The 26491-nt window shown below is 48.4% G+C and carries 30 protein-coding genes and 1 other annotated feature; of the genes, 2 read left to right on the forward strand and 28 right to left on the reverse strand.

From position 1 onward, the window contains the following. From SOW26_RS04580 to SOW26_RS04635, 12 genes are all read right to left on the reverse strand, one after another. Positions 1 to 257: ABC transporter substrate binding protein (locus SOW26_RS04580; RefSeq protein ID WP_320651969.1), on the reverse strand; the 257-nt coding region annotated here is incomplete at its 3' end. A 121-nt stretch (positions 258 to 378) separates the two neighbouring features. After that, positions 379 to 617: a binding site (T-box leader), on the reverse strand. A gap of 113 nt (positions 618 to 730) precedes the next feature. Beyond that, the gene (locus tag SOW26_RS04585; RefSeq protein ID WP_154478496.1) at positions 731 to 2116 is read right to left on the reverse strand and encodes an alanine/glycine:cation symporter family protein; all 1386 of its coding nucleotides are present in this window, start codon (positions 2114 to 2116) and stop codon (positions 731 to 733) included. Between the two features lie 245 nt (positions 2117 to 2361). Next, a complete protein-coding gene (locus tag SOW26_RS04590; protein ID WP_320651970.1) occupies positions 2362 to 2535 on the reverse strand; it encodes a hypothetical protein in 174 nt (57 codons plus the stop codon). A 243-nt stretch (positions 2536 to 2778) separates the two neighbouring features. Continuing rightward, the gene (locus tag SOW26_RS04595; protein ID WP_154478494.1) at positions 2779 to 3153 is read right to left on the reverse strand and encodes a RidA family protein; all 375 of its coding nucleotides are present in this window, start codon (positions 3151 to 3153) and stop codon (positions 2779 to 2781) included. Beyond that, on the reverse strand, positions 3150 to 4103 hold the full coding sequence (locus SOW26_RS04600; RefSeq protein ID WP_276958622.1) for an ornithine cyclodeaminase family protein: 954 nt from the start codon (positions 4101 to 4103) through the stop codon (positions 3150 to 3152). Before SOW26_RS04600 ends, SOW26_RS04595 begins: the two co-directional genes overlap by 4 nt. A gap of 100 nt (positions 4104 to 4203) precedes the next feature. Continuing rightward, positions 4204 to 5391, reverse strand: coding sequence for a molecular chaperone DnaJ (gene dnaJ / locus SOW26_RS04605; protein ID WP_154478490.1), 1188 nt, complete (start codon positions 5389 to 5391; stop codon positions 4204 to 4206). A gap of 91 nt (positions 5392 to 5482) precedes the next feature. Further along, positions 5483 to 7357 carry a molecular chaperone DnaK gene (gene dnaK / locus SOW26_RS04610; protein WP_276958621.1) on the reverse strand — a complete coding sequence of 625 codons (1875 nt, stop codon included), beginning with the start codon at positions 7355 to 7357 and terminating at the stop codon, positions 5483 to 5485. Between the two features lie 13 nt (positions 7358 to 7370). Further along, entirely contained in the window at positions 7371 to 8018 is a 648-nt protein-coding gene (gene grpE, locus SOW26_RS04615; RefSeq protein ID WP_416389717.1) for a nucleotide exchange factor GrpE, read from the reverse strand. A gap of 17 nt (positions 8019 to 8035) precedes the next feature. Further along, the gene (hrcA, locus tag SOW26_RS04620; RefSeq protein WP_320651971.1) at positions 8036 to 9085 is read right to left on the reverse strand and encodes a heat-inducible transcriptional repressor HrcA; all 1050 of its coding nucleotides are present in this window, start codon (positions 9083 to 9085) and stop codon (positions 8036 to 8038) included. Positions 9086 to 9202: 117 nt separating this feature from the next. Then, positions 9203 to 9496 (reverse strand): hypothetical protein, encoded by a 294-nt coding sequence (locus SOW26_RS04625; RefSeq protein ID WP_276958619.1) that lies wholly within the window; start codon positions 9494 to 9496, stop codon positions 9203 to 9205. A gap of 57 nt (positions 9497 to 9553) precedes the next feature. Further along, the gene (locus SOW26_RS04630; protein WP_276958653.1) at positions 9554 to 10867 is read right to left on the reverse strand and encodes a replication-associated recombination protein A; all 1314 of its coding nucleotides are present in this window, start codon (positions 10865 to 10867) and stop codon (positions 9554 to 9556) included. Next, positions 10764 to 11123, reverse strand: a complete 360-nt coding sequence (locus SOW26_RS04635) for a hypothetical protein (RefSeq protein ID WP_276958618.1) — start codon at positions 11121 to 11123, stop codon at positions 10764 to 10766. The genes SOW26_RS04630 and SOW26_RS04635 overlap by 104 nt, the downstream gene beginning before the upstream one ends. Positions 11124 to 11359: 236 nt before the next feature. Between SOW26_RS04635 and SOW26_RS04640 the strand changes: the two genes are divergently transcribed. Further along, entirely contained in the window at positions 11360 to 12751 is a 1392-nt protein-coding gene (locus tag SOW26_RS04640; protein WP_320651972.1) for an MATE family efflux transporter, read from the forward strand. Positions 12752 to 12857: 106 nt separating this feature from the next. On the opposite strand, the gene SOW26_RS04645 is transcribed toward SOW26_RS04640, so the two are convergent. The 6 genes from SOW26_RS04645 to SOW26_RS04670 form a co-directional block, all read right to left on the reverse strand. After that, on the reverse strand, positions 12858 to 13436 hold the full coding sequence (locus SOW26_RS04645; protein ID WP_276958616.1) for a hypothetical protein: 579 nt from the start codon (positions 13434 to 13436) through the stop codon (positions 12858 to 12860). A 15-nt stretch (positions 13437 to 13451) separates the two neighbouring features. After that, positions 13452 to 13721, reverse strand: coding sequence for a capsid assembly scaffolding protein Gp46 family protein (locus SOW26_RS04650; protein WP_276958615.1), 270 nt, complete (start codon positions 13719 to 13721; stop codon positions 13452 to 13454). Then, positions 13715 to 13870, reverse strand: coding sequence for a hypothetical protein (locus tag SOW26_RS04655; protein WP_276958614.1), 156 nt, complete (start codon positions 13868 to 13870; stop codon positions 13715 to 13717). Before SOW26_RS04655 ends, SOW26_RS04650 begins: the two co-directional genes overlap by 7 nt. A gap of 297 nt (positions 13871 to 14167) precedes the next feature. Then, positions 14168 to 14512 carry a hypothetical protein gene (locus SOW26_RS04660; protein WP_276958613.1) on the reverse strand — a complete coding sequence of 115 codons (345 nt, stop codon included), beginning with the start codon at positions 14510 to 14512 and terminating at the stop codon, positions 14168 to 14170. Continuing rightward, on the reverse strand, positions 14458 to 15162 hold the full coding sequence (locus SOW26_RS04665) for a flavin reductase family protein (RefSeq protein WP_276958612.1): 705 nt from the start codon (positions 15160 to 15162) through the stop codon (positions 14458 to 14460). The genes SOW26_RS04660 and SOW26_RS04665 overlap by 55 nt, the downstream gene beginning before the upstream one ends. Next, positions 15159 to 16805 carry a putative manganese-dependent inorganic diphosphatase gene (locus tag SOW26_RS04670; RefSeq protein WP_276958611.1) on the reverse strand — a complete coding sequence of 549 codons (1647 nt, stop codon included), beginning with the start codon at positions 16803 to 16805 and terminating at the stop codon, positions 15159 to 15161. The genes SOW26_RS04665 and SOW26_RS04670 overlap by 4 nt, the downstream gene beginning before the upstream one ends. Positions 16806 to 16978: 173 nt before the next feature. On the opposite strand from SOW26_RS04670, the gene SOW26_RS04675 reads away from it, so the two are divergent. After that, complete coding sequence (locus SOW26_RS04675) at positions 16979 to 17662, forward strand: S1 RNA-binding domain-containing protein (protein WP_276958610.1); 684 nt, start codon at positions 16979 to 16981, stop codon at positions 17660 to 17662. 156 nt (positions 17663 to 17818) lie between these two features. Here the strand turns inward: SOW26_RS04675 and SOW26_RS04680 are convergent, their stop codons facing one another. From SOW26_RS04680 to SOW26_RS04725, 10 genes are all read right to left on the reverse strand, one after another. Further along, positions 17819 to 18643 carry a hypothetical protein gene (locus SOW26_RS04680; protein WP_276958609.1) on the reverse strand — a complete coding sequence of 275 codons (825 nt, stop codon included), beginning with the start codon at positions 18641 to 18643 and terminating at the stop codon, positions 17819 to 17821. Beyond that, complete coding sequence (locus SOW26_RS04685) at positions 18640 to 19209, reverse strand: hypothetical protein (protein ID WP_320651973.1); 570 nt, start codon at positions 19207 to 19209, stop codon at positions 18640 to 18642. Before SOW26_RS04685 ends, SOW26_RS04680 begins: the two co-directional genes overlap by 4 nt. Next, entirely contained in the window at positions 19203 to 19847 is a 645-nt protein-coding gene (locus tag SOW26_RS04690; RefSeq protein WP_276958607.1) for an ABC transporter ATP-binding protein, read from the reverse strand. Before SOW26_RS04690 ends, SOW26_RS04685 begins: the two co-directional genes overlap by 7 nt. A gap of 3 nt (positions 19848 to 19850) precedes the next feature. After that, a complete protein-coding gene (locus SOW26_RS04695) occupies positions 19851 to 20657 on the reverse strand; it encodes a hypothetical protein (protein WP_320651974.1) in 807 nt (268 codons plus the stop codon). Then, positions 20647 to 21399: a hypothetical protein gene (locus tag SOW26_RS04700; RefSeq protein WP_320651975.1), complete on the reverse strand. Its 753-nt coding sequence runs from the start codon at positions 21397 to 21399 to the stop codon at positions 20647 to 20649. The genes SOW26_RS04695 and SOW26_RS04700 overlap by 11 nt, the downstream gene beginning before the upstream one ends. A 35-nt stretch (positions 21400 to 21434) precedes the next feature. Then, on the reverse strand, positions 21435 to 22142 hold the full coding sequence (locus SOW26_RS04705; RefSeq protein ID WP_320651976.1) for a hypothetical protein: 708 nt from the start codon (positions 22140 to 22142) through the stop codon (positions 21435 to 21437). Positions 22143 to 22252: 110 nt separating this feature from the next. After that, on the reverse strand, positions 22253 to 22645 hold the full coding sequence (locus SOW26_RS04710) for a DUF2712 domain-containing protein (RefSeq protein WP_320651977.1): 393 nt from the start codon (positions 22643 to 22645) through the stop codon (positions 22253 to 22255). Positions 22646 to 22890: 245 nt separating this feature from the next. Continuing rightward, entirely contained in the window at positions 22891 to 24816 is a 1926-nt protein-coding gene (locus SOW26_RS04715; RefSeq protein WP_154478458.1) for an NAD(+) synthase, read from the reverse strand. A 14-nt stretch (positions 24817 to 24830) separates the two neighbouring features. After that, positions 24831 to 25709 carry an Hsp33 family molecular chaperone HslO gene (gene hslO, locus SOW26_RS04720; RefSeq protein ID WP_154478456.1) on the reverse strand — a complete coding sequence of 293 codons (879 nt, stop codon included), beginning with the start codon at positions 25707 to 25709 and terminating at the stop codon, positions 24831 to 24833. Continuing rightward, positions 25706 to 26479 carry a class I SAM-dependent DNA methyltransferase gene (locus SOW26_RS04725; protein ID WP_276958735.1) on the reverse strand — a complete coding sequence of 258 codons (774 nt, stop codon included), beginning with the start codon at positions 26477 to 26479 and terminating at the stop codon, positions 25706 to 25708. Before SOW26_RS04725 ends, hslO begins: the two co-directional genes overlap by 4 nt. Between the last annotated feature and the right edge of the window lie 12 nt (positions 26480 to 26491).

Below are 26491 nucleotides of genomic sequence, written 5' to 3' on the forward strand. Positions count from 1 at the left end.
ATATCCGCCGCCGAATTTTTGTATTCCACCTTCAGATTGTCCCCTTCCTTGATCCCTTCTTCTTCCAGTCCCATCAAGAATCCTTCCCGGCAGTTGTCTAGGGATTTGTGCTCTGCAAACTGAGAGATTCCTATGGTATAGGTTTCCTTCTTGCCACTTTCTCCCGTTTTTCCTCCACATCCGGTCAGCATGGCTGCTGCCAGCACTGTCACTGCGATCCCTGCCGTTACTCTGTTTTTCATTGCTTTGTTCTTCATCTTTTTCTCCCTTCCTGATGCGGTTTCCGATCGAAAGAATTGGTTCATCCGGGGGAGTCGTCATGGTTTCCTTTCTGGGACACAGCTCCTGTGAAACAAAAAAATCCGCCCCAAACTGATAGTTTGAGGCGGTAATTCACATTATCGCGGTGCCACTCAAATTGACGACTGTCCACTCTTCTTGTGTACTGACATACACTCCTGATTGATAACGGGTTCGGTTCCCGACAGCTCCTACTCTTTTCATTTCAGGCTGCCCTCGAAAGTCCATTCACTGATCAGCTCTATATGGCAATCCCACCATCTGCCACTCTCTGAAATATCGCCTAAAAAGCTACTCCTCTTTCTCATCGGTTTTGTCTATGCGGTTACTTTACTGCAAGAAAGCAACTTTGTCAACAGTTTTTTCCGTTCTTTTCTTATTATTTCTTTTTTTGTAGCTTTTTATATCTTGAACCCTTCGCTTCCACTTCCTAGTCCTTGATCACGGGAACCGGCGTATCGTCTTTTGCATCCAGGTTGTTGATATACTTCTTCGTCTCTGCCACGATCTTATTGGACAAGAGCAGGATCGCCACTAGGTTGGGGATCGCCATCAACGCGTTCAGTGTATCTGCGATCAGCCATACCAGATCCAAAGCTACTACAGGAGCGATCGCCGCTACTGCGATATACAGGATACGATAGGGGATCAGTCCCTTGCTTCCTGCGAAGTATTCTACACAGCGTTCTCCGTAATAAGCCCATCCCAGGATCGTGGAATACGCAAAGGAGATAATACCCAGCGTCAGAATGATGGGACCAAGTACCGGAATCTGTCCGAATGCCAGGGAAGTCAGTACACCCCCATTGTCCACCTGATCTGCATTGATCGCCGGATTCTTCATGATGGTCGTTACCAGAACCAGTCCTGTCATCAGACATACTACAACCGTATCCCAGAAGGTTCCTGTAGAAGATACCAGAGCCTGACGCACCGGATTTCTTGTCTGAGCTGCCGCCGCTGCGATCGGGGCAGATCCAAGACCGGATTCATTGGAAAACAGTCCTCTTGCAACTCCGAAGCGGATGGCATACTGGATTCCGCCTCCCACCAGTCCGCCTGCTGCTGCGCCCGGCGTAAATGCCAGCTTGCAGATCACGCCGATAGCCGGGAAGATGAAGTCATAATTCATAACCAGGATCACGATACATCCGATCACATAGAAGATTGCCATAAAGGGAACCAGTTTTTCGCAAACATTTGCGATGGACTTGATTCCTCCAAAGATAACGATCGCTGTCAGGATCGCGATCACGATTCCTACGATCCAGGTAGGAACGCCCAGCGTTTCCTTACATACCGTTGCGATAGCGTTTACCTGTGTCGCACATCCGATTCCGAAAGAGGCAAATCCTGCAAAGATGGCAAACAGCATACCCAGCCATTTCATATTCAGTCCTCTGGAAAGTGCATACATGGCTCCGCCCTGCATACGTCCATCCTCTGTCTTTACACGGTACATAACTGCGATCAGAGACTCTGCATACTTGGTAGCGATACCAAACACACCGGTCAACCAACACCAAAGCACGGCTCCGGGGCCTCCAAGAGCGATCGCCGTACCTACACCGATGATATTACCCGTTCCGATGGTAGCTGCCAGAGCCGTCGTCAACGCCCCAAACTGTGAAACCTCTCCTTCCGCATCCGGATCCTTGGATACAGAAAGCTTGATCCCTTTTCCAACCGTGTGTCTCTGAATGAAGCCTGTCCGGACCGTCATAAAAACATGTGTTCCAAACAGCAGGATAATCATAGCCCAGCCCCAGACCCATCCATTCAGTGTCTCGACAAATCCACTAATTGCTTTTAACATAAGTTTCCCCCTTCTTTTCTTTCGTTCTCTTTTTGTGCATTTCGCACTAACTCTTAGTCATATTCTACCCAATTATAGACATTCCGGCAATAATTGTTATTCATTTAACATGTAATTCATCATATTGTACATTTTTTCTTCACTATGTCATTACAAACGCATTATTAATTGTACATTTTTTTCTTTTCGCAAATTATTCGGATTTCTATTTTTTGCTGTTTTATTTTGCTATTCATTTGACTTTTTTACATCCGAAATCCTTCGTTATTTTTTTCATAATCTCTCTTCGATCCGATTCCCCTTTCAGGAAAATCGTCTCTTTTTTTAATTTTCACAAGATCCTTCTTTTTTTCTTTCCCGCTTTTCCTGTGTGATCCTGTTCTTTCTGCTATCTTTTTCTCTATCCTTCTCTTTCTCACAGGATTTTTTATTCTTTCACCCCGCTATTTTGAAGATTTTTCTTTTAAAATCACTTTCTATTTTCTTCAAAACCACTGTCCGGATTTTTCCTGCTGCTGAGATTACAAGCTTTATCCGCAGCAAAAAACCGCCACACTCACTAGAATGCAGCGGCTTTTTTAATCCTATTCCACTTCTTATACCTTTTCTATCCTCCTGAGATCTCCTTTTTCACTCAGAAGCCTGTGTCGCAATCCGCAGCTTTATTCTGTGACAGCGATCACTTCCACCTCGCAGAGTACGTTTTTCGGCAACGTTTTTACTGCCACGCAGCTTCTTGCCGGCTTGGAGGTAAAGTACTTCCCGTACACTTCATTAAACGCGGCAAAGTCGCCCATATCTGCCAAAAAGCAGGTGGTTTTTAATACCTTGTCAAAGGAACTTCCTGCTGCCTCCAGCACAGCTTTCAGATTCCTGCATACCTGCTCTGTCTGCCCCGCAATATCCTCTGCCACAAGTTCTCCCGTTGCAGGATCCAGAGCGATCTGTCCTGCCGAATACAGAATATGTTCGTGTACAAATCCCTGGGAATATGGTCCCAATGCTTTTGGTGCCTTTTCTGTCGCTACTGCTCTCATAGATTGTTCTCCTTTGCTTTTTCTAATAGTTTTTTTGCAACACATACGTCAAACAGGCCCATTCCCACCGATTTAAAGCAGGTGGTCTGCCCGTAAGCCACATCTTTTCTGTCGCCTGCCAGATATTCATGCATCAGCACGATCCGATCCTGCGTAAGGATCCCTTTTTCAAGCGGAACACTCAGATCCCCGCTTTCCTCACAGGCGTAAGGAAGCTCGATCATCACCTGGTCTGCCAGCCGAAACAGCACGTCCGGAAGCTCCCGCATTTTGGGGGTATAAGAGCCTATGGCAATGATACACTTTCCCGTCAGAAGTCCTTCCTCTTCCGGCAGTACGGGAGTTTCTGAGGGCGTTGCCGTACAGATAATATCGCTGTTTTTCACCAGCTCTTCCGTAGTTGCACACTGTACCACCTTTACTCCCGGCCGCCCAATGGCCTGTTCCAGCTTTTTCAGATATTCTGTCAGGTCCCTGTCACTGTGATTAAAGACATAAACCGTCTCAATCGGCCTTGCCGCACAGGCATAAAGCGCCAGATGGAAGCCCTGCACTCCTGCTCCTATAATGCCCACAGTCCGGCAGTCTTTTCTGGAGAGATGGCGGATCCCCACGCCTCCTACTGCCCCCGTCCTCCAGGCAGTGACAGCCTGGCCGTCCATCACCGCAAGAGGAGTCCCGGTCTTCCCGTCATTCAGCAATACTACACCGTCAATGGCCGGAAGTCCCAGTTTTCCATTTTCCGGAAAAATGCTGAGTATCTTGGTTCCGATCACTTCCTCTGTATAACAAGGCATATACATCATGGTCTTGTTGTCATGTTCGATCACAGGACGGGGAGGCATATAAAACTCTCCCTTTCCAAAAACAGCGTAGGCTTCCTCTATCTGGTCCATCATTTCATTCAAATCCATCAACTTTTCGATGGTCTTCGCATCCAGTACCTTCATCCCGTTCCCCCTTTCTCAAAGCCTGTCTCTCGTTTCACAGATCCAGTTTCCTGTAAAACGATTGTCTTTTATGTCTTTTATATCTTTCATCCGTCGCAGCTTATCCCTCGAACGTTTCTTTCATCCGATCCATAAAGCCCTTCTTTTTCTTGCCGCCTTTTGCCTCCGGCTCTTTTTCCGTCTCCTGTTTCAGCGTATTGCCTGACAATTCATCAAATCTGCGCAGAGCCTCTTTCGCTTCCGAACTCAGTTTCTCCGGCGTCTGGATCACCAACGTCACATAATGATCCCCCCGTACCTGGGCGTTTCTGACAGAAGGTACTCCTTTTCCCTTCAAACGCACCTTGGTATCCGTCTTCGTTCCCGGCTTCACGCTATACACCACTTCTCCGTCCACCGTCTTGATGCGGATATCACTTCCCAGGGCCGCCTGGGCAAAAGATACCGGCACAGTAGAAAAGATGTGCATATCCTGCCTCTGGAACACCGGATGCCTGGATACTGCCACTTCCACCAAAAGATCCCCTCTTGGTCCGCCGTTTGTTCCCGGCTCGCCTTTTTCCCGGATCCGCACGCTCTGTCCATTGTCGATTCCCGCCGGAATGGAAACGGAGATCTTCTTTCGTTTGGAAATATAGCCGCTTCCGCCGCAGTCGGGACATTTCTCCCGGATCACCTTTCCACTTCCGTGACATTCCGGACAGGTCTGGACGTTTTGTACCATTCCGAAGATGGATTGCTGCGTGTAGACCACCTGACCCTTTCCGCCGCACTTGGGACAGGTCTGAGGGCTGGTTCCCGGCTTCGCTCCGGTTCCATGACAGGTGGCACATTCCTCCTTCAAAACCACATCCAGTTCTTTCTCGCAGCCAAACACGGCTTCCTCAAAAGAGATCCGGACAGTCTTGTGGATATTCATTCCTTTCATTGGCCCCTGGCTTCTGCCGCCTCTTCTTCCGCCGCCAAAAAAGTCGCCGAAAATATCTCCGAAAATATCACTGAAATCTGCTCCGCTAAAATCGTATCCGCCGAATCCGCCGGCGCCTCCTGCTCCTCCTTCAAAGGCAGCATGGCCGAACTGATCATACTGGCGGCGTTTTTCCGGATCACTCAATACAGCATAGGCTTCTGATGCCTCTTTAAATTTCTTTTCTGCCGCTTCATCTCCCGGGTTCATATCCGGATGGTACTTTTTAGCCACCTGTCTGTAGGCTTTCTTCAAGGTCGCATCATCCGCGTCCTTTCCAACGCCCAATACTTCATAATAGTCTCTCTTTGTTTCTGCCATGATATATCCTTTCTTTCCACAGGTTTTTTAACGCAAGGAAGTTCTGTGAAGGCAGCTATCTCTACCCTCACAGAACATCTGCTTTCATTTCTTATACTTCCTTATAATCTCCGTCTACCACATCGTCTCCGGAGAAGCCTTCCGGTGCCGGCCCTGCCTGCTGGGAACCTCCCATATCCGGCGTCGGACCGCCTGCTGCGCCTCCTGCCTGCTCATACATCTTGGCAAACAGTTTCTGCGCCGTCTCCATCAGCTTTTCTTTCCCTGCCTGGATCTCTGCGATCTGTGCGTCGGACAGTTCTTCTCCCGTTGCTTTCTCCAAAGTTTCCTTCAGAGCCTTGCAGTCTGCTTCTACCGCCTCTCTGTCTGCTGCGTCCAGCTTGTCTCCTGCCTCTTTTAAAGCCTTCTCCGTCTGGAATACCATAGCATCCGCATCGTTCTTGGCGTCGATTCCTTCTTTTCTCTTTCTGTCCTGTGCCTCAAACTCAGCCGCTTCTTTCACTGCCTTATTGATCTCGTCGTCAGACATATTGGATCCGGCTGTGATAGTGATATGCTGTTCTTTTCCGGTTCCCAGGTCCTTTGCAGAAACGTTTACAATACCATTGGCGTCAATGTCAAAGGTTACCTCGATCTGCGGAACACCTCTTTGTGCCGGCGGGATTCCATCCAGACGGAACTGTCCCAGAGACTTGTTGTCTCTTGCAAACTGTCTCTCACCCTGAACCACGTTGATATCCACTGCCGTCTGATTGTCTGCCGCCGTGGAGAAGATCTGGCTCTTCTTGGTGGGGATGGTAGTATTTCTCTCGATCAGTCTGGTAGCTACGCCTCCCATGGTCTCAATGGAGAGGGAAAGCGGAGTTACGTCCAGAAGAAGGATGTCTCCTGCTCCTGCATCTCCTGCCAGTTTTCCACCCTGTACGGAAGCTCCCAGAGCTACACATTCATCCGGATTCAGGGACTTGCTGGGCTCTTTGCCCGTCAGTCTCTTTACTTCTGCCTGAACGGCCGGGATACGGGTGGATCCTCCTACCAGCAGAACCTGTCCCAGCTCAGCCGCTGTGATACCTGCATCGGAAAGCGCTCTCGTTACCGGCTCGGATGTGCGAAGCACCAGCTCGTGTGTCAGCTCGTCAAATTTTGCTCTGGTAAGGTTCATATCAAAGTGCTTCGGTCCTTCTGCCGTAGCAGTGATAAACGGAAGGTTGATGTTGGTTGTCGTTGCAGAGGAAAGTTCTTTCTTTGCTTTTTCCGCTGCCTCTTTCAGCCGCTGCAGCGCCATCTTGTCATTGGAAAGATCTACTCCCTCCTGCTTTTTAAACTCTGCGATCATGTAGTCCGTCAGCTTCTGGTCAAAGTCGTCTCCGCCCAGTCTGTTGTCTCCTGCTGTGGACAATACTTCGATGACGCCGTCGCCGATCTCGATCACAGATACGTCGAAGGTTCCTCCTCCCAGGTCATACACCATGATCTTTTGTTCTTTTTCATTGTCCAGTCCGTATGCCAGAGCCGCTGCCGTAGGCTCGTTGATGATACGCTTTACATCCAGTCCTGCGATCTTTCCTGCATCCTTGGTAGCCTGTCTCTGTGCGTCGTTAAAATATGCGGGAACGGTGATCACCGCCTCCGTCACTTTTTCTCCCAGATATCCTTCTGCATCCGCCTTTAACTTCTGCAGAATCATGGCAGAAATCTCCTGGGGAGAATACTTCTTGTCGTCGATGGCCACTTTGAAGTCAGACCCCATCTCCCTCTTAATGGAAGAGATCGTCCGTTCTGCATTGGTCACTGCCTGACGTTTTGCCGGTTCTCCCACCAGCCTTTCTCCCGTCTTAGTAAAGGCTACTACAGACGGGGTCGTCCTTGCTCCTTCTGTGTTGGCGATCACTACCGGCTGTCCGCCTTCCATTACTGCCACACAACTGTTTGTTGTACCCAAGTCGATTCCAATAATTTTTCCCATAACTAATTCCTCCTTAATTTGCTACTTTTACCATACTGTGTCGGATAACGGTTTCTCTATATTTGTATCCTTTTTGGAATTCTTCCACTACGACATTTTCACCCTGCTCTTCATCCTCCACATGCATGACTGCGTTGTGGAGATTGGGGTCGAAGGCTTCTCCCACGGCGGCGATCACTTCTACTCCCGCCTCCGACAGAGTCGTCATCATCTGTTTGTAGATCATTTCCATTCCCTGTACGAAAGGCTGATCCTTTTCCTCCTCCTTCACGGCGGAAAGTCCTCTTTCAAAGTTGTCTACCACCGGCAGGATCTTTTCCACGATGTCTCTGGCTCCGATCTCATACATCTGCGCCTTTTCCTTCTCGGTGCGTTTTCTGAAATTATCAAACTCTGCCATCTGTCTGGTGACCCGATCAGTCAGTTCCTCTATCTTTTCATCTTTTTTGTCTTTCTTTCCCTTTTTTTCTTCCTCATCGGAAGTCTGCCGGGGATCTGCGGCGTCTTGTCCCTTTTCTTCGGACGCGCCTTCAGGCTCCTGGCAGTCTGCCTGCCTCTCTTTTTCCGCGTCTTCACAGGATGCTTTGCCCGCTGCTTCCTTTGCTTCTTTTACTGCCTCTTTTACAATTTCTTCCTGGCTTTTGTCCTGCCTGTCTTTCACAGCCATTTTCCACCTTCCTATTCTTTTCTATGAAACATCTGATCCAGCTCCTGCTGCAGCCTTCGCATGGATTTTAGTACATGCTCATAATCCATACGCTTTGGTCCGATGATTCCTATCGTTCCTTTCATTCCATCTCCCAGCTCATACGTTGCCGTGACCACACTGCAATCCTTCATAGTCTGTACCGGTGCTTCTTCCCCGATATACACCTGGATCCCCGTGTTTTCTTCCTGGGCCAGGGTCTGTGTCACAAGCTCCGTCAGCTGCTGCTTTTCCTCAAAGGCGCTGATGATCTCCTGCGCACTCTGCTTGTCGCTAAGTTCCGGATATTTGAAGATGTTGGTAGCTCCGCTGGTATAGATCTGCATCTCCTCCTCCAGTTGAATGGCATCTGCCACCGCATCCAGCACCATTCCCACCATCTCACCGTGGATCCCCGCCTGCTCCTTCAGCCTTGCGATCAGTCCCAGATTGATCTCCTCAATGGCCATCCCATTTAAAGAGGTATTCAGGAGCATATTCAGCTTCAGAAGATTTTCATTGCTTAGCGGCTCTTCGATCTCTATGATCTTATTCTTGATGACATTACCTCCCAGAACGATCACGGCGATCACATGGTCTTCATCTACCATGGATAACTGGATAAATTTCAGCTTGTTGGAACTGTTCAGGGGCGTAGACACCATCGTAGCATAGTTGGTGTTGGTGGCCAGCGCTTTGGCCGCCTGCTTTAAAAGCTGTTCCATCCGGTCGGCTTTTTCCAGCATCCGCTCCTGCATCTGGGTCAGTTCCTGCTCCTTTTCTTCCATGAGCATATCCACATACAAGCGGTAGCCTTTATCCGAGGGGATACGTCCTGCAGACGTGTGCGGCTGAAGGATATATCCCAGCTCCTCCAGATCTGCCATTTCATTTCGTATCGTCGCCGAGCTGAGATTCAGATCAGTATATTTGGAGATCGTCCTGGAGCCTACCGGCTCTCCCGTCTCCAAATAGTTCTGAATGATGGCATGCAGGATCCGGGTCTTTCGTTCACTCAGTTCCTGATTTGGATGCACCGTCATGTATCCACCTCCTTTTCTTATTAGCACTCAGAAAAATCGAGTGCTAACATCTTCGTTTATTAATGTAGCACTCGACCCTTCACTTGTCAACTATCTTTATACTTTTTTTATGATTTCTTAGCTCAGTTCTACTTTCACCGCTTTTTCCGGCTTGAAATCATTGGCCAGATCATAAATATTGTGTCCGGTAGATTCTCCCAGTACCCTGCCTTCCAGGGAATAGCAGCGGATAAACCGTTTCCCGTCCACACTGGACCAGTGCTCCACATCCCAGGTCAGATATCCGTCCACATCCGTCACTTTTTCCGGCAGGTAGAGATCTACCTGTCTTCCGTCCTTCATGATCTGAATCAACCCCTTGGTACCATCCACTTCCGTTTCTACTTTATTTACTGCATCATATACCTTCATCTTCCTTTCCAGGAGTCTTTTTTGACTTCCTGCTCTCCTTTCCCTATTCTCTGTCTTTTATGATACCTGATTTTTTTCATCTTTCAACCATTTCAGCCAATTTTTTATCTCCTTTTCTCTTCCCTGATCCGCAGGCTCATAAAATCTGCTGCCAAGGATCTCTGTAGGCAGGTACTGCTGCTCTACATAATGATTAGGGTAATCATGGGCATAACGGTATCCGGTTCCTCTTTCCAGATCCTTGGCTCCTTTATAGTGGGCGTCTCTTAAATGCGGCGGAACGGTCGTTTTCACTTTTCTCACACTGTCATTTGCTGAAAAAATCGCCAGGGTCGCTGCATTGCTCTTGGGCGCCGACGCTACATACAAGACAGCCTGGGCCAGGATCAACTGAGCCTCCGGCATTCCGATCCGCTCCACCGCCTGTGCCGCCGACACAGCTACCGTCAGCGCCATGGGGTCTGCATTTCCCACATCCTCCGACGCGCAGATCATGACCCTTCTGGCAATAAACCGGATGTCCTCTCCTCCATACAGCATTTTGGCCAGATAATAGACGGCGGCATCCGGATCCGATCCCCGCATGCTCTTAATGAAGGCAGAGATCACATCATAGTGGTTGTCCCCCGATTTGTCATACCGAATCGCCCGCCGCTGAATACATTCCTCTGCCACAGACAAGGTAATGTGTATCTTCCCGTCCTCTCCTCTGGGTGTTGTTAAGATCCCCAGTTCCAGGGCATTCAATCCGCTTCTGGCGTCTCCCCCCGCCATATCTGCCAGGAAGTCCAGCGCCTCCTCTTCTATCACCGCCCGGTAGCTTCCCATTCCCCGCTCCTCATCGGAAACAGCACGGCGCAGCAGCGCTTTGACCTCTTCCTTTCCCAAGGCATACAGTTCAAAGACATGAGAGCGGGACAAGAGAGCCTGATTCACTTCAAAATACGGATTTTCTGTCGTGGCTCCGATCAGGATCACCGTTCCGTCCTCTACAAAAGGCAGCAGATAGTCCTGTTGTCCCTTGTGGAACCGGTGGATCTCATCCACAAACAGGATAGTCTTTCTGCCATACATTCCCCGGAGTTCTTTGGCCTGCCGGATCGCTTCTTCCATATCTTTCTTCCCCGCCGAGGTGGCGTTGATCTGCACAAAGCTGGCGCTGGTGGTTTCTGCGATCACCTTCGCCAGCGTCGTTTTTCCGGTTCCCGGCGGTCCGTAAAAGATCAGGGACCTGAGTTTGTCCGCCTGAATGGCACGGTACAAAAGCTTATCCTTCCCTATGATATGCTGCTGCCCCACCACCTCTTCCAGAGAAGCCGGACGAAGCCGTACTGCCAGCGGCCCCGCTTCCTGTTTTTCTTTTTCTTCCATATATTCGAACAGATCCATTTTTTCTCCTTTTCCCCGCCCCATTTGCTGCTTTTGTGAACCAAAGGAGCCTTTTTCGTTTGCTTCTTATTATAGCATACCCTTCTGTTCCCGGCGCAAAAAACCTCCTTCTTCCCGCAGTTTTTCTTCTTGTTTTTCTTTCCTGCTTTTTTCTCGTTTTTTCTTCTCTTTTATTCTTCTCGTTTTTTCTTCTCGTCTTTTCTTCCCGTGTCCCCTTCCCCATCCTCTCTTCTCCCATCCTGCTATCTCCCCGTTTTGACCGCCTGCTGTTTTCTCTTCCTTTTCTTGCCAGAACCAGGGATGGGTGTTATAATTACCTTCATCTCAAAAACTGCCCGTCTTTATCTGACGGCAGTCACATACATTTCACACAACTTTTCCTGCCGCTGCGGCGGGATAGCGTCTATAGATTACCGGGATACCCGGAAGAAAGGAAAGCGCCGGTCAGAAAAACCGCCGGCGAAGCATAATCATATGAAAACAAACACACCCATAAAACCAGAACAAAATAAAATGGGAACGATGGAAATTTCTCCGCTTTTGATTTCCGTGTCTCTTCCCATGATGCTGTCCATGCTGGTACAAGCTCTTTATAATATTGTAGACAGCATGTTTGTGGCACAACTCAGTGAAGATGCGCTGACCGCCGTTTCTCTGGCCTTTCCCATACAGACTCTTATGATCTCTGTGTCGGCCGGACTCGGCGTTGGTATGAACGCCCTTCTTTCCCGGAGCCTGGGAGAAGGCAATCAGGAGAAGGTGAACAGAGCTGCCAGCAACGGTCTGTTTCTGAATCTTGTCTGCTGTCTGGTCTTTGCCATCTTCGGGGCGTTCGGTTCCCGCTCTTTTTTTGCTTCCCAAACTGCCGATCCCCGGATCATTCAATATGGCACGCAGTATCTGCAGATCATCACCATCTTCAGCATCGGCATTTTCTTGCAGATCACCTTTGAAAGGCTGCTGCAGTCCACCGGACAGACCTTCTATAACATGATTACCCAGGGAACCGGTGCCATCATCAATATTATCCTGGATCCCATTTTGATCTTTGGTCTTCTGGGATTCCCCCGCCTGGGCGTGACCGGCGCCGCCATCGCCACCGTATTTGGTCAGTTTGTAGCCTTCTCCTTGTCCATTTTCTTCCATCAAAGAAAGAACAAGGAGATCTCCCTGAAGCTTTCCGGGTTCCGTCCTCACCTGCCCACCATCTCCGTCATCTGTGAAGTGGGAATTCCTTCTATCGTAATGCAGGCTATCGGCTCTGTAATGGTATTTGGGATGAACAAGATTCTTTTACTCTATTCTTCCACAGCCGCCGCTGTCTTCGGCATCTATTTCAAGCTTCAGAGCTTTATCTTCATGCCGGTATTCGGTCTGAGCAACGGTATGATCCCCATCGTGGCATATAACTACGGAGCAGGACATGTAGCCCGGATCAAAAAAACCATTTCTCTCAGCTACCGGATCGCCATCGGCATCATGCTGATAGGACTGGCCATTTTCCAGATTTTGCCCCGGTATCTTCTGGTTCACCTGTTCCACGCTTCTCCTCATATGCTGGAGATCGGCGTCCCGGCTCTGCGGATCATCAGTCTCAGCTTTACCTTTGCCGGCTACGGAATCATGTCCGGTTCTGTCTATCAGGCGCTGGGGAATGGGTTTTACAGCCTGATCGCCTCGTTTTTAAGGCAGATCTGTGTCATCCTTCCGGCCGCTTACCTGCTTGCGCGTTTCTTCGGTCTGTCTGCCGTCTGGTGGTCGGTACCCATTGCAGAGATTGTGGCCGTTATCACCTTTACTTTCTTAAACCGCAGGATCTACCGTAAAAAACTGGATCCAATGGGCGTTTGTACTACTCCGACGTAACCCTTAAAAGCCTCGTAGAGTACAGGACAAAATATGTTGGTATGAAGTGCCTTGAAGCCTTGAAAATACTGAGGTTAAAGGAGTTTCATCTTCCTTGAAATAACGGTCACGGGAGGAAGGTTAAATGTATCAGATCAATTGTCCTAATTGTCCTGCTTGCAGAGAAAAATGTACTTGGCTGCTCCCAGATTACCTGAAGTTTCCCCCAAACGTTGGCCAGAGCTGCCTGCAATACTACTCCCGCAGCAGTTCCGCTTCCGGTTGCGAGGAATGTTGCGAAATTCTCCCTGATACCTTTCTGCACATCCTTGAGCATTTTCTTGTTAGTCTCGTTTACAGCCTGTCCGTAGCCTTTCTGGGAGATGGATTCCGCAGTAGTCTGTTTTCTCCATTTTTTCAACACAACTTCGCCGATGGCAGTGTATTCTGTCTTGTATTTAGACAGCGGAATCACTGCCCCTTCCTCCACTGCGCCATTTTCCAATGTTCCCGTAACCTTGAGAACTTTTAATATCTCTCCGGCGTTTTTCTTCTCCTTTCTAGTAATTCCCAGCATCTTCATCAGGGTGTCGAGCCCTGCAACAAAACGCTGCGTGAAATCAACATCTCTCACTTTCGCAAGATCGGATGCCTTGATCATTTTTTCGTCAACCGCAAATAACTGCAATACTTCTCTCTTCTTCATTCTTTCTTCTCCTCTCTAAATTCCAAATAACTCCCTGTTCTCGATCATTTTTTTCTGCCTAAGGTCGTCGTCCTTAATCGACATGATCTCTTCCTTCGTCATGGTTCCGGTTTTTCCGCCTTTCTTCGGCGATTCGCCTTTGAGCCGTTCCTTCACGGCTTCTTCTACCGCATCCGCAAAGGCTTTTGAAAATCCTTCAACGGCCGCTTTCGTCGCTTCTGCGTCGTCGGAAACCAGCATAACCACCACTTCGTCTGACACGCTGACGCCGTCGTCTTTCAGCATTTTTCTTCTTCCGCGTCAGAATTTAAGTAGATCTTCTCCAGCAGATAATAGATTTCGCCGTACAAATCGCCACCTTCGTCGCGTAGATTTTTAACCTCTTCCACAGAATAGGTTTTGTGCAGAATTTTCACTTTTTCAACCAGCTTCATGTTTTCCTCCTTTTTTTGCATGAAAAAACCACCAGCATTTTGCTGATGGTCTGTTGTTTCCTGCTTAACACCACGCTACCGTTCCGTGTTCTCTCCCCACAGGAATTCCGTGAAGAGCATGCCCCCGATAATAACCTTTCACATCGTCGCCAGAATCTTCAATCACATCTTTTGTTCCGTCATTATAAAACACTACCCGACCGGGCGACAAGTACCCTTCCGGGTAATATATATATATTAATCTTTCGTCGTTTTTCGATTCAAGTTTGTATTTTAGCACAAAAACCATCCTTTCCGTCAAGCGTCATGTGTTTTTAGATATTCCAACAGTGCCTTGCTATAATTCCATGTTTTTTCCACTTCATTATGCGCTTTTTCGTAAATAATTTCAAGGCCTTCCCCCATTATTTTTTCTTCTTCTAGTTCGTGTCTTAACATAATCAAGTCATGTTCCTGGATCCCTTTTCCGTCTCTTAATCTCTTCCATGAATGAGCCATGTAATAGTCTGGATAAAATTTGTGAATAGTTCCATCTGCAAAAAGGTGTTCTCTTTCGTAGATATGCGAAAATATTCTATCCACCTCATCTATGGAAACTTTTTCTTCTTCCCCGCGTGTTTCTTCTCTGTTTTCACGCTCCACCCGAATTTTCCCAGGCTTTTTCCAAGGCTCAGATACTCTCCGTGGGAATAAGCCAGAAGCCCCGACTGGTTCAGGGAAAATCTGCCGTTTTCTTCCAGGTAGGCTGTATCTGCCTGCACTGCCAGCACCTCTGCCAGAAACATATGATGACTGCCCAGCTCCTGGATCTGCGTGATCCGGCATTCGATGTTTACAGGACTTTCCTTGACGGTAGGCGCAAAAGCAAGGGCGCTTGCCCTGCCTCTTGTCAAGCCGGTCTCTTTCCATTTATCGTAGTCCCTCCCCGATCGGACGCCGCACCAGTCGGTGGCATACGCCAGATCTTCCGTCGTCAGGTTGACAACAAATTCTTTCGACTCCTTCAATAGCTCATAGGAATACCTCTCCGGTCTGACAGAGATATACAGCATGGCGGGATTGGTGCAGACCGTCCCTGTCCACGCCACCGTGATCAGATTATCCCTGCCGTCCTCTGTGGCCATACTGACCAGCACTGCCGGCAAAGGATACACCAGATTGCCCGGTTTCCAGACTTCTTTTTTTCCTGCCGTTTCCACCGTCTTTTCCCTGTCTTTCCGATGCACCCTTCCCCTCTTCTTTTCCGCTCTTTTCCGGTTTTCCGCTGACGTCCTTCCTATTCTCCCGCTCATTGATGCATCACTCCCACCAGCGCCGGAATCAACTGCTTCTTCCTGGATACCACGTCTTCCAGGATCAGTTTGTCCGTATCTTCCCGCACATCAAAGGCCTCCATCGCATACTCTTTCGCTCCGATTCCCACGCAGAGCAGTTCGGTGGACTCGCTTAAAATATCCGTCAGCATAAAGTACACCATCTGAAGTTTATGGTTTTCCAAAACCTCCGGCAGATAGGGAAGCAAAATGTCGCTTAGATCTGTCAGCTCTTCCTTGTTCATAGAATTGATCTGCCCCACGCCAAAAGTGATCCCGTTGACGGCAAACTGCTTGAAATCCTGGAAGCAGATCTCTTCCGCCGTCTTTCCCGACAGATTGCTTCCTGCCTTAAACATCTCCTGGGCCATCTTTTCCATATTCAATCCTGCGATCGCCGCCAGCTTTTTGGCTGCCTTTTCATCCACCTTGGTACAGGTGGGGGAACGAAACAAAAGGGTATCCGATATGATGGCGCTGCAAAGCAGTCCTGCGATCGTCGGATCGATGGCGATCCCCTCCTCCTCGTACATCTGACTGACGATGGTGGCAGTACAGCCTACCGGCTGGTTACGGAAAAACACCGGCCCCATGGTTTCGATGCTTCCCAGACGATGATGATCGATGATCTCCCGGATATCAGCTTCTTCGATCCCGTCCACCGCCTGTGATTTTTCGTTGTGATCCACCAGGATCACCTTCTTTTTACTCACATCCAGAAATCTCCGTCTGGAAATAAATCCTTTAAACCTGCCGTGTCTGTCCAGAATGGGAAAATCACGAAACTTCTTTTTTGCCATGACTTCCTTGATATCATCCACATAGTCACTCATTCGGAAAGTTACCAGCGGCATTTTCGTCATGAAATGCTTTACCGGTATACTTTGATTGATCAGCCTTGCTGTGGTAAAGGTATCATACGGCGTGCGGATGATCACGATGCTTTGTTCCTCCGCCTTCTGGATCAGTTCATCGGATACTTCTGCATTCTGGCAGATCACCAGGCAGCTGGCGTCAATGTCTACCGCACACTCCTGAGCTTCCCGACGGTTTCCCAGGATCACCAGATCGTCCTTTTCGATAAATTCTGCCATCAGATCCGGGTTGGAGGCGCCGATGGTCACCTTCCCCTTTGTAAAATACCCATGCTCGTTGCCCGTTACCAGCACTCCGTCCAGCGTCCGTATGATATTTTTGTACTGCGTCTTAGCCTCCGAAAGCTTCCTTCCATCGTCTACATTCATGTAGGAGGTGGCAATATCCCCCGTGGAGATCACCCCTGCCAGTTCTCCGTCCTTCAGGACCGGTATGGTCTTTACATTGTATTCTTTCATTTTGGCCCAGGTATCCTTAATGGATACATTGGTTTCCACTCCGTCGATCTTGTGGATATCCATGTCCTTTACCTGAAGCTTTACATTTGCCAAAAGAGGCGGCTCCTCCACCTGAAATTTTTTCAGCACATAATGCGTCTCTTCGTTGATCCGCCCCGCCCGCCTTGCCACATAATCTTCGCCTGTTTTTTTCCTTTTTAAATCAGCGTAGGCAATCGCAGAACAGATCGAATCTGTATCCGGGTTTTTATGTCCTACCACGTAGATTTTTTCTGCTTTCTTCCCCATGATACCGCTCCTTTTCCTGATATTCTATGATAAGATTGCCATGTTTTCCTGTTACCGTCAACCAAAACTTCCCCTCCCGTCTGTTTTTTTCTTTGAACACCTTCCCTTCCTATGTTATAATGATTCCAAGCGTTGTGAAACGAAACAGAAATCTACAGGAAGGAATGTGAGTCATGAGCGAAGAATTATTACAAGAAGAAACCAATCTTACAATGCAGGATCTGGAGGAGCATTTTGATGATGCCAATCCCTGGAACCTGGTGATGAAGTACCTGGAAGAAAAGACCGTACTTCCCGTTAAAATCGAAGGGATCGTCAACGGAGGCGCCATTGCCATGGTGGAGGGACTGCGTGGATTTATTCCTGCTTCCCGTATTTCCCTTTCGTACATCGAAGATCTGGAGTCCTGCCTTCTCATGGATATCGAAGTACGCGTCATCGAGGCAGACCAGGCTGAAAACCGCCTGATCCTCTCTGCCAGAGAGATCCTGAAGGAAAAGGAGAAAAAAGAGCTGGAAGAAAAGATCGCTGCCGTCAAAGTAGGAAGCGTAACTTCCGGTACGGTAGAATCTCTTCAGGATTACGGCGCTTTTGTCCGTCTGGAGAACGGGCTGTCCGGCCTGGTACATGTTTCCCAGATCAGCCAGAAGCGCATCAAGCATCCAAAAGATGTCCTGCATACAGGCGACACCGTACAGGTAAAGATCATCGGACTCAAAGACGGAAAGATCAGCCTCAGCATGAAAGCGCTGGAGGAAGCCATCGAAGAGCCGGAAGAAAAAGTGGAGATCCCCAAATCCGAGAAGATCGGTACCAGCCTGGGAGATCTGTTTAAAAATATCAAGCTTTCTGAATAGTCTGCTCATAAAAATGCCGTTATCTTGCTATATCCCGGGATTACGGCATTTTTTCAATTTCTGAAATACAGCAAAAGATACCGCAGACTCCTGCATGATGTGAGTCTGCGGTATCTTCCTGACAGCAGTTCTAAAACAACGCCCTCTAGAATTCTTTTATAGAATGTCCTCTTTTTTGCCCAGGATATAAAAGAGCAAGGCCGTCAAACAAAATCCGATGATCAGATGCCCTGCCAGAACTCCTGCACTTGTAATTCCAAATCCCGGCACTAAGAAATATACATTGGAAAATTCCAGCTTTCCCATTAGCATTGTAATGGTGTAAATTCCCATCTGTATGAAAAAAGGAAAGGTATATACAAAAATCTTCCATTCTGAAAAAAAACTGACTGACAATGCCATCGTAGCGTAAATCCCCGCAAACACAAAGGTAAGTGCCAAAAAAATCCCCAGATAGAGCCCCGGCTTTGTAAAGAAAAGATGCTTCCACAAACTCTCATAGGTGATGTTATTACTTTGCAGCGCCGATTCTGCCAAAAGGTTTGGCACAAAAAGCAGGGTTCCCAGCCAGTTCACAAGCAGGGGAATGATCACCGCAGTTCCTCCCGACAAAAATACCGCCAAATACTTTGCCTTCAGATAGCTGCTTCTTTGCTCTCTGCTGTAAATTTGTCGGATAAATCCTCCTTTTACATCTTCATAATAAGATTGTCCATACGGAAACACTGCCAGAAGCGGAAGTATGGCATAAAATACAAATCCCTCTATGTTGTAGGTATTCCCGCCCATCCACAGTTCACTTGCCGACACCGGATGTAACAGTCCTTTGTATACTCCGCCCAGGCTTCGCAGATATCGATAATGCGGGATGCCACATCGAATCACATGACAAAGAGAGATCCCACAGCCTATAAGCAAGGTGATCCGGTAAGACAGTCCCTGAAATGCTCTCTTGATTTCCATTTGATAGACTTTTTTCATTTTTTCTCCTTTTTCTCCTGCATGGGCCCGATGGCTATTCTGCATTTTTCCGGATACAGCTTGTAGGTAATAAAAAAGTCATGTGCCAGCAGTGTTTCTCTCTTGCTTCTGTCGGAGTAGTAAAAAAGATACGGGATTTCAAATACCTTTTTCTCTTCGGGCGCCAGCGTCTGCCGAAGTGGTTCCCCCTGATTCAGAGCCGAAAACTCCGTCATTCCAACTCCGTTTGTATATCCTTCCGCTTCCAGACACATCTCCGTCAGATCCAGCAGGGATTCTTTATCACTATGGTTCACTGCTTCCATCTGCACAATCAGAATGTCATCCTTTTCCCCGGTGTCCGTATCACTGACTGCTTCCATTAATCTGGTATCTTCGCTTCTGGAGAGAAATCGTGTCTTTGTCACACAGATATCCACGTCCCTGGTATATGCGATCACCTCTCCCACCTTTTTTTCCAACAGCTTCGGCCTGGGATAGGCCTGATTCAAATGGATAAATCGAAACAGCCACAGACCTGCCAGAAGAAGCATCACTCCCACGTATATGATCCGCTTTTTCAACATTTCATCTCCTTTTTCTTAATGCGGCCTGCATCCATGTAGATCATTTCATCTGCCAGATCCATAAATTCCTCCGGATTATGGCTGGAGATCAGCAGCAAGGCTCCTCTTTCTTTTTCCTCCCGCAGAATTTTGAGACAATCCTGCACACTTTTTTCATCCAGCGCATTGGTAGGTTCATCCAGGAGGATCAGATCCGGCTGCTCAAAAATGGCTGCTGCAATTCCCAGCTTCTGCTTCATTCCCAGAGAATATTTTCGATACTTCTTATGCATGTTTTCTTTCAGCCCCACCTTTTCCAGCGCCTGCAGCACCTCCCTTTCCCCTACTTTTTTGCGGATGGAGGCAAGAAGCATCAGATTTTCATATCCACTATATGCTTTCACAAAACCGGGGTTTTCCAACAAAATCCCCATGCTTTCGGGAAAAGAGATCTCCTTCCAAAGCCGCTTTTCATTGATCCATATTTCTCCCTCATCCAGACGGATCAACCCACTGATGGCCCGCATCAGCATCGTCTTTCCCGCCCCGTTTTTTCCCAAAAGCAGGTAGGCCTTCCCCTTTTCCATCTGCAAATCAACCTGATTCAGGACCATTTCCTGCTTAATCTGTCTGGACACGCCTTTTATCTCTAAATACATTGCTCACCATATATCCTTTCTTTGAATCAAGAAATACCCTATCCCCATACACGCAGCCTGTATTCCCAGTAAAACCCATATCTCCAGTCGAAAATCGATTCCTCTTCCGGTCAGTTGAACGTTTCTCAAAAACATCATTCCATTTCCCAAAAATCCTTCCTCGCACCAATACAGACCACTAAAAAAATAAAAAACAAAAAGCAGATAACTCAGTCTTGGAGAAAGCAGCAACGCACAAGTCTCCTGTAAGGTAGCCAACGTCATCAGCGCCAGAGGCGGTACCAGCAGCTGCCATCCGCCGCCCTGTCTTAAAATCCCTACTTCCAGACCTGCCACCTTTTCCTGGAGAAGAGAATGGATCTGCCACCCTCCCCGAAACACAAAAACCCCTGCCACAGCACATACCAAAACCGTACAAAGCAAACAGATCGCCCCACTCTTCCAAAGCCGAAAAACCTGACGGGTCCATATCTGTGTCCGCTTCCTTCTTCGCACGATCCTCTGTCTGCCGGCTTCCGAATATTCCCGCTCTCGCTGGATACTCTGCAGCAAAAGGAAATAGGCAGCATACACGAACAAAAAATATGGAATCTTCAAAAGAGAACGGGGATTCGCCTCGAACACTTCGCTGCCTCCGAAGAAATTTAGGTAAAAATCTCCTGCTCCCATCTGATAGCCTGTTCCCGACACGATTCTTTCATTTTTTATTCTTATCGCAAACGTCAGGCAGCTGCATACCGCGATCAGAATGGGGAAACTATACATTTTCAGAAAATTCATCACATATACGCCGCTTTTTTTAAGAAACATCCAGTATATCCCTCCTGCCGGAAATCCTCCTGCCTATGACATACACACCTGCCGCCAGCACGATTCCTCCTGCTAAAAGTCCCATCGTCCATCCCTTCCTGTTCCACAAAAAATCTTCCGGATAAAATACCAGAAAGAAAAATCTCCCTCTTTGAAACGCTTCAATCGCTCCCAGCGCCACCACCAAAAGCCAAATGTATTTTTGTGATTTCGGAAGCAAAAGAAAGACTTGATGGAGGAGAGCCAAAACTGTGATCTTTATCCAGATCAGCAGCAGGTTGACTGCCATCACCCATACCCAGGAGACAGATACCAGCATCTGACTTCTCATATAAAACACACTTTCATATTGATCCCAGTTGCACAGGCTGCCTGCTTTTAGCCGCCCCACCACAAAGGCTGTTCCGCCCAAAAGGAGGGTGAAGATCCCAGAGTACCACAACACCTTCTTCACGATCCGATTCCAAAGGAATATCCTTCCCTGCATCCGGCAATAATAATTCAAAGTCTTTCGATCCTTTGTCTGTTCCAGAAGCAGAAACAGGATGACAGGCATGATCAACACCCCAAACAGAAACGGCTCCTGCACGTTCCTGTAAAAGTCACAGACGCATACTGTCGCCAACAAATGATATCGGTTTGCACTTTGGCTGAGGATCACAGCAAGAATCAGAACAAGCCCTGCGCTTTCCGCCCCAAATTTTATCTTGCTTTTCAGAAAGACACCCTTTTTTTCACTCACGTTCCGCCTCCATCCTTCGGTCCATACGCCGGCCCCTATTGCCCCCAGGTAAATTTGACCGCTTTCACATATTCATTACGCACCCCATCCTGATAAGCTCCCGTAAGATTAAACACGAGATACGCCTCCCGCTTTTCTATCTTTTCGTCCTTTTCTATGTACACCAGCTTCAGATCTTTGCTTTCTTGCGGCTGTAATCTCAACTCCATATAATTGTGCCCGTCACTTTCTTCCACAGTCCTATCTCCCCGCATAAAGGCCTCCGCTGCTTCTTCTTCCATCCCCCCGGCTCTTAGATAGATCGTGTTCAGATACATGAATTGTTCTTTCTGTGCCGGATTCGTGATGTTTAAATCTACGATCACATAAGAATATTCATTCCTGATCTGTCCGGTTTCATCTATCTGTATACTCTCCTGATCCCACATCCAATCCTCTGGGGATGTCGGCAGTTGAAATCCCTCCGGCGTCTTTGTAACAGCCGCGCTCTTTACCACACAGTCAAAGCGTTGTTCCACATCTGCTATCTGAATGGTCTCTCCCATACTTGCCGCCCGGTCTATCGCATACTGGTCGGATTCTTTTTCTGCCTTCCGGTCCTCCTTTCCCTTCTTCTCCTGTTTGCTTTCCCTCGAAACATCCTGATTCCCATATCTGGCTTTCCCCGCCATCCACAGAGTCCCTGCTGCCACACAGATGGTAATCACTGTAATTGCCACGCCTACTCCTCGCTTTTTATCCATAGCATGTTCTCCTTCGTTTTGAAACACCAGAAAATTCTACAAAAGGAGGGTATTCCCCTCCACAAAAACTATTGCCCTGTGTCTGAGTCCCCTCCTTTCATTTCTTTCACCTAGATGCTGTCCGGGCTCCATACGCCATGTAGTGTAGTGGGGCTGTGAGTAGTTGGTGTTAATTGCAAACAACAACTTCTGTATCCTCTTTCATAAACTAGATTATATAAATATCTTGCCTGACCCACATTTACATGATAATGATATGCGCCATCCGTAAGATTTATTCCGTTACTTTTTACCTGAACATAAGCTGACACATTCCCCTGATGATAAATATAAGCTGAAGAAGCATCTGTCTTAGCTCTAATCGGAGTTTGCACATCGCCTCCGTCTCCGTTATAGTACAAGCTATAGTATGTATCACCGTGATTATTTGCCCAACTCACTAAGGTTCCTCCCAAGCATGTCATCATTAAAACACCCATAAAAACCGCCGCTACTTTCTTCATATTTTCCCTCCTTACAAACCGTTGTTTCGTTTACAGGCGAACTTTTCCTCCTTTCCTGTCCACCTCCAGAGTAAAAACTACTGACGTAACCGATCGGCCTTCTTATCTAGCTGTTTTTAACATAGCATATATTGATGTAATTTGCAATCCCTGCCTTTGTTGTTTATTGATCTATTTTTTCTATATTAAAAGGGCAGTCATAGATGTTTTCTCTATCACTACCCTTCCTCTTTTCTTCTGCGTATTTATTTTGAATGGAGCCTTCCCCACTCTTCTTCCAGATCCTTCAGCCAGACCGTGCTGCCTGCATCGCTTGGCATCCGCAGATCTCCTCTGGGAGACACCGCTACCGTTCCCACCTTAGGGCCGTCCGGCAGGCAGGAGCGTTTAAACTGCTGACCGAAAAACCGGCGGAAAAAGACGGTTTCCCACCGATAGATCACCTCTTCTTCGTAGATCCCTGCAAATGCCTGCCGCGCCAGTCGAAGGATCTTCCCCGGTTCATATCCAAAACGCAACGTGTAATACATGAAAAAATCATGCAATTCATAGGGCCCCACCAGATCCTCTGTCTTTTGCGAAATCTCCCCCTCTTTGGGAGGCAGAAGTTCCGGACTCACAGGAGTGTCCAGCACATCTTCCAGGATTGCCTGCAGATTTGCGTCTCCGCAGGTTCCGGCATAATGCTCCACCAGATACCGGACCATGGTCTTGGGAACAGAGCTGTTGACTGCATACATGGACATATGATCTCCGTTATAGGTTGCCCAGCCAAGCACCAGCTCTGACAGATCTCCCGTCCCTACCACGATCCCACCGGTCTGGTTGGCCACATCCATCAACACCTGTGTCCGTTCTCTGGCCTGCGCATTCTCATACGTTACACTGTGATCGTTCCTGCTGTGTCCAATATCCGCAAAATGCTGCAGCACCGCCTCTTTGATAGGGATCTCCCGAAGGGTCACTCCCAGTCCTTTCGCCATCCGGCAGGCGTTCTGATAGGTTCTGTCCGTCGTACCAAAACAGGGCATGGTGACGGCCGTAATCCCGCTTCTGTCTTGTCCCAGATAATCAAATGCTTTGACTGTGACCAAAAGAGCCAGCGTGGAATCCAGTCCCCCTGAGATCCCCACCACCGTACTCTTTCCGCCGCAATGTGCCAGTCTTTTCTGTAATCCCTTGGCCTGAATGGTCAGGATCTCTTCACACACCTTTCCTCTCGTGGCTTCTTCGGGGATAAAGGGGGTTGGAGATATGAATCGGCTCAGCTTCGTCTCTTCCCATCCTACAGAAAACGGGATCCTGTCCGTCACACCCTCTCTTCGATGGAAAGTCGTGTTTTTTCGCCTCTCACCGAGGATCCGTTTCACGTCGATCTCACTGACGGTGATCTCCTGGGTAAACACCGGGCTTTCCTTTAAGATGGCTCCGTTTTCCGCAATCATATTGTGTCCGGAAAACACCACGTCTGTGCTGGATTCTTCCTCTCCCGCATTGGCATAGACATACCCGCACACCAAACGGCTTGCGTGCATCCGCACCAGATTTCTCCGATATTCCGCTTTCCCTAAAAGCTCATTGCTGGCAGACAGATTTACCAGGATCACCGCCCCTTTCTGTACTGCCTTTGCCCCCGGAGATTCCACAGACCACAGATCCTCACACAGCTCTGCCGACACCCTCAGTTCTTTCATGGTCTCTTCTTCAAAGATCAGCTGCGGTCCAAAGGGGAGCCTCTCTCCGGCAAACAAAATCTCCTCCGGCTCCTTGGGTCCCTCCGTAAACTGTCTCATCTCATAAAACTCCCCGTAATTCGGCAAAAAAGACTTGGTGGTAAAGCCCAGGATCCTTCCCCGGTTTACCGCCGCAGCCACATTATAAAGCTTTCCTTCCTGTTCCAGCGGAAGCCCTACAAAGAAAAGACCATCCATCTCCCCGGAAGCTTTTGCGATCTCTTTCAGCCCCTCTTTTGCCGCCTGCAGCAGAAGATCCTGGGCAAACAGATCCCCGCAGGTGTATCCGGTGACGGAAAGCTCCGGAAATACCGTGATTTTTATTCCCAGTCTGGATGCTTCTTCCATTTTTTTGCAGATCTCCTGCGTATTGTATGGAACATCTGCCACTCGTAACCGAGGTGTGACAGCCGCCACTTTCACAAACCCATGCCGCATGTTTTTGTCCTCCCTTAGACTTTTCCCTGTTTCATGATCTCTTTTAATTCCTCTACCGTATAGAGATATGCCTGATTGCAGAAGTGACACCGGACTTCCATATCCTCTCCTTCCAGGATCAGGTCTTTCAGATCCTGCTTCCCGATGCTTGCCACAGCCCGCTTTACCCTCTCCTTGGAGCAGTTACAGAAAAATCTGGTTTCTACTTTGTCATGGATCTCCAGATCCAGTCCCTGCAGCAGGATCTCCAGCATACTCTCCGGTGTTTCTCCCCGTTCCAGAAGTTCTGTTACAGAGGTCACTTCCTTTAGATTCTGTTCCAGCTGTGCAATGGACGCCTCTTGCGCAAAAGGCATCAGCTGAATGATAAATCCTCCTGCACAGCTCACCCGGTTGTTTTTTTCCATCAGAACACCCAGTCCCACAGAAGATGGCACCTGTTCTGAATTGGCAAAATAATAGGTCAGATCCTCTGCGATCTCACTGGATACCAGAATCGTCTGTCCGGAATACGGTTCCTTCAGCCCCATATCCTTGATCACCTGAATCAGACCGATGCCCACAGCGCCTCCCACATCCAGCTTTCCGTTCTTGGGCGGCAGCATCACATCCGGATGCCGCACATACCCCTTGACATTGGCATGACTGTCTGCCGTTACCGTGATTCCCCCCAGCGGACCGTCTCCTTGTATCTGTACCGTCAGCATATCCGTTTCATTTTTCATCATGCTTCCCATCATGGCTCCTGCACACAAAAGCCTGCCCAGCGCCGCTGTCGCCACCGGGCTGGTCTGATGCCGCCGTCTTGCCTCTTCCACCAGGTGCTTCCCGGTAATGGCAAACGCCCGGATCTGTCCGTTTGCCGCCGTTGCTCTTACAATATAATCTTTCATCTGCCCGATTCTCCTTCTCCTTTGCCCTGCTCCTTTGCCACCACTGTGATCCGCTCACTGCAGGAACGGGGCAGGGTTCCTGTATAGGCATCAAACGCCTGACAAAATTCCAGTCCGCTCCGCTGCAAAAGCCGCCGGATCTCTCCCAGCGTATATCCTCTTTGTACATGTGTTTCCTGGAACTTCCGGTAGAGATCCTCCTCTTCCCGGACAAACAAGGTCAGGTCACAGACGTTTTTCTTCTTTTCCTCGTGATAGAAGTTGTTCCAGATAAAACTACATTCCTCCCGATCCTCTGCGATCACCTGCTCTCCCAGGATTTTTTCGTATTTATAGGTGGTATTGAAATCAAAGAAAAAAATGCCTCCCGGATCCAGATAATTGTTGACCAGGCGAAAGACTTTTTCCAGTTCCTCCTCTTGCAGGATATAATTGACGGAATCACAGACGCTGACAACGGCCCGCACCGTTCCGTACAGTTCAAATTCTCTCATGTCCTGCAAAAGATAGAGAATATCCCTTCCGGAACTCAGTTTTTTCTCCTGTGCGATCTCCAGCATTTCCAAAGACCGGTCTATTCCTATCATATCGTAACCGGCCTCGGCCAGACACTCCGTCAGACTGCCTGTGCCACAGCAAAGATCCAGCACCAGTCCGTCCCGGATCCCTCTGCTTTTTAAAATCTCTTCAATGTATGCCGCCCATTCCGCGTACGGCACGTTGTCCATGAACACATCATATACCTGTGCAAAATTGGTATAAGCTTCCACAAAGTTTCCCTC

This window comes from Suipraeoptans intestinalis, from assembly GCF_034091795.1.
GTDB classification, from domain to species: Bacteria; Bacillota; Clostridia; order Lachnospirales; family Lachnospiraceae; genus Suipraeoptans; species Suipraeoptans intestinalis.

Bases quoted from the DNA above. Each gene is read 5' to 3' on its own strand.
- SOW26_RS04675 (WP_276958610.1), top strand. From the start codon at position 16,979: ATGAGCGAAGAATTATTACAAGAAGAAACCAATCTTACAATGCAGGAT.
- SOW26_RS04635 (WP_276958618.1), bottom strand. From the start codon at position 11,123: ATGGGAGAAGAGAGGATGGGGAAGGGGACACGGGAAGAAAAGACGAGA.
- hslO (WP_154478456.1), bottom strand. From the start codon at position 25,709: ATGAAAGATTATATTGTAAGAGCAACGGCGGCAAACGGACAGATCCGG.
- SOW26_RS04670 (WP_276958611.1), bottom strand. From the start codon at position 16,805: ATGGGGAAGAAAGCAGAAAAAATCTACGTGGTAGGACATAAAAACCCG.
- SOW26_RS04715 (WP_154478458.1), bottom strand. From the start codon at position 24,816: ATGCGGCATGGGTTTGTGAAAGTGGCGGCTGTCACACCTCGGTTACGA.
- SOW26_RS04710 (WP_320651977.1), bottom strand. From the start codon at position 22,645: ATGAAGAAAGTAGCGGCGGTTTTTATGGGTGTTTTAATGATGACATGC.
- SOW26_RS04585 (WP_154478496.1), bottom strand. From the start codon at position 2,116: ATGTTAAAAGCAATTAGTGGATTTGTCGAGACACTGAATGGATGGGTC.
- SOW26_RS04650 (WP_276958615.1), bottom strand. From the start codon at position 13,721: ATGCTGAAAGACGACGGCGTCAGCGTGTCAGACGAAGTGGTGGTTATG.
- dnaJ (WP_154478490.1), bottom strand. From the start codon at position 5,391: ATGGCAGAAACAAAGAGAGACTATTATGAAGTATTGGGCGTTGGAAAG.
- SOW26_RS04625 (WP_276958619.1), bottom strand. From the start codon at position 9,496: ATGAAGGTATATGATGCAGTAAATAAAGTAGAAACGGAAGTGGATGGT.
- SOW26_RS04595 (WP_154478494.1), bottom strand. From the start codon at position 3,153: ATGAGAGCAGTAGCGACAGAAAAGGCACCAAAAGCATTGGGACCATAT.
- SOW26_RS04640 (WP_320651972.1), top strand. From the start codon at position 11,360: ATGAAAACAAACACACCCATAAAACCAGAACAAAATAAAATGGGAACG.
- hrcA (WP_320651971.1), bottom strand. From the start codon at position 9,085: ATGACGGTGCATCCAAATCAGGAACTGAGTGAACGAAAGACCCGGATC.
- SOW26_RS04645 (WP_276958616.1), bottom strand. From the start codon at position 13,436: ATGAAGAAGAGAGAAGTATTGCAGTTATTTGCGGTTGACGAAAAAATG.
- SOW26_RS04665 (WP_276958612.1), bottom strand. From the start codon at position 15,162: ATGAGCGGGAGAATAGGAAGGACGTCAGCGGAAAACCGGAAAAGAGCG.
- SOW26_RS04655 (WP_276958614.1), bottom strand. From the start codon at position 13,870: ATGAAGCTGGTTGAAAAAGTGAAAATTCTGCACAAAACCTATTCTGTG.
- SOW26_RS04690 (WP_276958607.1), bottom strand. From the start codon at position 19,847: ATGTATTTAGAGATAAAAGGCGTGTCCAGACAGATTAAGCAGGAAATG.
- SOW26_RS04705 (WP_320651976.1), bottom strand. From the start codon at position 22,142: ATGGATAAAAAGCGAGGAGTAGGCGTGGCAATTACAGTGATTACCATC.
- SOW26_RS04685 (WP_320651973.1), bottom strand. From the start codon at position 19,209: ATGTTGAAAAAGCGGATCATATACGTGGGAGTGATGCTTCTTCTGGCA.
- SOW26_RS04630 (WP_276958653.1), bottom strand. From the start codon at position 10,867: ATGGAAGAAAAAGAAAAACAGGAAGCGGGGCCGCTGGCAGTACGGCTT.
- dnaK (WP_276958621.1), bottom strand. From the start codon at position 7,357: ATGGGAAAAATTATTGGAATCGACTTGGGTACAACAAACAGTTGTGTG.
- SOW26_RS04600 (WP_276958622.1), bottom strand. From the start codon at position 4,103: ATGAAGGTACTGGATGCGAAGACCATCGAAAAGTTGATGGATTTGAAT.
- SOW26_RS04680 (WP_276958609.1), bottom strand. From the start codon at position 18,643: ATGAAAAAAGTCTATCAAATGGAAATCAAGAGAGCATTTCAGGGACTG.
- SOW26_RS04695 (WP_320651974.1), bottom strand. From the start codon at position 20,657: ATGTTTCTTAAAAAAAGCGGCGTATATGTGATGAATTTTCTGAAAATG.